Annotated in this window: 4 protein-coding genes; all 4 read right to left on the bottom strand. The window is 61.2% G+C overall.

Going from position 1 to position 3,485, the window contains the following annotated elements:
- Positions 1-440 (bottom strand): dTDP-glucose 4,6-dehydratase (locus QAT43_RS14600; protein ID WP_305043823.1); only part of this gene is annotated, 440 nt, incomplete at its 3' end.
- A 16-nt stretch (positions 441-456) separates the two neighbouring features.
- Positions 457-2,421 (bottom strand): polysaccharide biosynthesis protein, encoded by a 1,965-nt coding sequence (locus tag QAT43_RS14595; RefSeq protein ID WP_305043822.1) that lies wholly within the window; start codon positions 2,419-2,421, stop codon positions 457-459.
- A 142-nt stretch (positions 2,422-2,563) separates the two neighbouring features.
- Entirely contained in the window at positions 2,564-3,133 is a 570-nt protein-coding gene (locus tag QAT43_RS14590; RefSeq protein WP_305043821.1) for a sugar transferase, read from the bottom strand.
- Between the two features lie 25 nt (positions 3,134-3,158).
- Positions 3,159-3,485: four helix bundle protein (locus QAT43_RS14585; RefSeq protein WP_305043820.1), on the bottom strand; the 327-nt coding region annotated here is incomplete at its 5' end.

Genomic DNA, 3,485 nt, shown 5'->3' with positions numbered 1-3,485 from the left:
GGGGTGGTTTCGGTGAACAGCCCCGTGTCGCCCAGGGAACCGTAGACCTCATCGGTGGACACATGCAGGAAACGCCCGCCCGCCACGGGCGACCAATGCTTGCGGGCGGCTTCCAACAGGGTGAAGGTCCCGAGGATATTGGTCTGGATGAAGGCAGCCGGGCCGCTGATGCTGCGATCCACGTGGGATTCGGCGGCAAAGTGCGCGACGCTGTCGATGCCTTCCTCGGCAAACAGCGCATCAACCAACTCCCCATCGCAGATGTCGCCCTGCACGAAGCGATAGCGCGGGTCGGTGTGCAAATCGGCCAGGTTTTGGGGATTGCCGGCGTAGGTGAGTTTATCGAGGTTGACGAGACGAACCTCAGGCAGGTGTTTCAGGGCCAGGCGGATGAAGTTGGAACCGATGAAGCCGCAGCCTCCGGTGACGAGAAGATGCATTGGAAGTCTCCGTTGCCTAGGGTTGCGCGCGGCCGGCCATGCGCGGCGTTCCGCGGCGCCGGTCGGCCAGCCTGATCACGGAGGCGTCGCCGCCCTGGCGCCGATCGGCTTCGACGAACAGTTGCTGATATTCGGGCTTGCCGGGATCGGGCGGCTGGTATTCCGGCACGATCTGGCGCAGCAGCGCCCGAACCCGATTCATGTCCAGGGCCCGCTCCGCCTCATAGAGTTCTTCCATCTGCCGCGCCAGGGCAGCCGAGTCGCCAAAGGATGCGCGGGCCACGCGGATTTTCGCGTGGCTGGTCGGCAGCACCCCCTCGCCGGCCAGCAGCAGTTCCTCGTAAAGCTTCTCTCCCGGTCGCAGGCCGGTAAAAACGATGTCGATGTCCTCGTAGGGCCGCAACCCGGAAAGACGGATCAACTGCTCGGCCAGGTGCAGAATCTTCACCGGCTCGCCCATGTCGAGCAAAAAGATCTCGCCGCCCCGCCCCATGCTGCCGGCCTGCAACACCAACTGGCTGGCCTCGGGAATGGTCATGAAAAAACGCGTCACTTCAGGGTGGGTCACCTTCACCGGCCCGCCGGCTACGATCTGCGATCTGAAGATCGGCACCACGCTTCCGGCGCTGCCCAGGACGTTGCCAAAACGCACCGTCACGAAACGGGTTTTGCTGCGCCGGCTGAGATCCTGCACGTACAGCTCGGCGGCGCGCTTGGTGGCGCCCATGATGTTGGTGGGATTGACCGCCTTGTCCGTCGAAATCATGACAAAGCTTTCCACCTTGAATTCATGGGCCGCGTCGGCGACGATCTTGGTGCCGCGCACGTTGTTGTTGGCGGCCTCGGCGGGGTTGTGCTCCATCATCGGCACATGCTTGTAGGCCGCCGCGTGAAAGACCACCTGGGGCTGAAATTCGTCGAAGATCGCCTCGACCCGCGCCCGGTAGCGCACGTCGCCGATAATGGCGGCGATGGGGATGTCGGGAAAGCACTCCCCGAGTTCCTTCTCGACAAAGAACAGCGGCGACTCGGCGTTGTCGAACAGCACCAGCTTGGCCGGGCCGAACCGCGCCACCTGCCGACAGATCTCGCTGCCGATGCTGCCCGCCGCCCCGGTGACAAGCACTCTTTTGCCGCCGAGGAAGGCCTTGATCCGGTCCACCTCGATGCGCACGGCCTCGCGGCCCAGCAAATCCTCCACGTCCACCGGCCGCACCTGCTGAATGCTCACCCGCCCCTCGATGAGGTCACCCACCCCCGGCAGGGTCTTGCAGTCGACCCCGGCCCCCTGGCAGCGCTCGACGATGCGGCGCAGCTGCTTGCCGCTCGCCGAGGGAATGGCGATGATGACCTCCTGAACCCGCTCCTTGCGGCACAACTCGGCCAACTGCTCCTGCCCGCCGAGCACCGCGATGCCCTGAAAGCGCCGCTTGAACTTGAGCGGATCATCATCGATGAAGCCGACGACGGTCTTTTTGATGGCGGGGTTGGCCCGGACCTCGCGCGCCAGCATCTGCCCGGCCTGGCCCGCGCCGACGATGAGGACTCGCGCCGTGCCTGCCTCCTTGCTCCGCAGGCGCGGAAAATAATTTTCGCGAAAGGCGCGGGTCAGAAAGCGCACGCCGCAGGACAGCAGAAAGCACAAAATGCCATCCAGAACCAGCACCGCGCGCGGCACTCCCGTCAGGCCATGCACAAAAACCACATACACCAGCAGCGCCAGGGAGGCGACCAGGTTGGCCTTGAACACGTCGAAGACGTCGGCCAGGGACACGTAGCGCCACCAGCCGTGGCTCATGCCGAAACGGGTGAAGATCAACAGCTTGATGGCCAGCAGCGGCACCAGCAACTCGCCGATGACGCGCCACTGCGCGGCGGGAATCTGAAAATCAAAGCGCAGCAGATAGGCGAGGAAAAAAGAAACCAGAACGATGACCGTTTTCAGGCCGAGGATGAGCCAGGTGCGTTGCTGCATGATCATGGGGAGCCCCTCAAAGTTTTCCGCCCGCTTATCGCAATTCCATTCAAAACCATCAGACGACTACAAATACACCACAACAACGAGGCTTAGCATAAAAGAAACGACCCGAGCCTGTCTATCACGAAAACCCAGGAAACGAGTTTCAATCCTTGGCCCCGCCCACCCGGTCGCCCGAGCCCTTGCCGAGAACGGTCTGGACAATATAGGCAAAATACCGACCCAGGGTCAGGTCGCGAACCATGCGCGCATCGGTTTCCGCCAATAGTTGCGGCGTCGACATGTCGATACCGTTGATCTGCGCCAGTCCGGTAATGCCGGGACGCACGGCGTAAACCCCGCGACGATCACGCTCGTCGATCAACTCCTGCTGGTTGAACAGGCAGGGGCGCGGTCCCACCAGACTCATCTCCCCTTTGAAAACATTCCAGAGCTGCGGCAGTTCGTCGAGCTTGGTGCGCCGCAGGAAATGTCCCAGCGGAGTTATGGCCGAGACGCTGGCCAAGTGACTGGCCACCGAGGCGGTGTCGCGCTTCATGGTGCGAAACTTCACGAGGACGAAAGGCTTCTTGTGTCGGCCGACGCGCTCCTGGCGGAAGATCGGCGAACCAGTGTCGAACAGCCCGATCAGGGTGATGATGGCCAAAAGGGGAAAGCCGACGATCAGGCCGATGGCGGAGAACAGGATGTCGAGGGTGCGAATGAGTATTTGCATAATATTGGCCTTTAAGGCTGAAGGTTCAAGGCTGAAGATTAAGGGGGCGCAGAGAGCAGATCAGACCGTTTAGGATTTTCTCGGTTTCAATGATTTTAGCTTCCGCCTCAGAGACATTTTGCTTCTGTACAAATCCGAGGCGCCTGGCCAGATCAAATTGATAGCGCAACTCCCGCAGCGAGCCAAAAGCCATATAAAGGAAACGGAGGTAATCAGCCTGACTTGAACGCGCGCATCCTTCAACAATATTGGAAGGAACTGAAACCGCTGCGCGACGCATTTGAGACGTCAGACCATATACCTCTTCCTTTTGGAACATGGCCGTGACCTGATAAATCAAAACGGCAACCGG

This window comes from Geoalkalibacter sp., assembly GCF_030604225.1.
Taxonomy (GTDB): domain Bacteria; phylum Desulfobacterota; class Desulfuromonadia; order Desulfuromonadales; family Geoalkalibacteraceae; genus Geoalkalibacter.
Note: the sequence above shows the minus strand (reverse complement) of the source record. Positions and strands in the feature narration are given on the sequence as shown.

What these genes read in the sequence shown, in the direction of transcription:
- QAT43_RS14595 (WP_305043822.1), bottom strand. Translation starts at nt 2,421, where the DNA reads ATGATCATGCAGCAACGCACCTGGCTCATCCTCGGCCTGAAAACGGTC.
- QAT43_RS14590 (WP_305043821.1), bottom strand. Translation starts at nt 3,133, where the DNA reads ATGCAAATACTCATTCGCACCCTCGACATCCTGTTCTCCGCCATCGGC.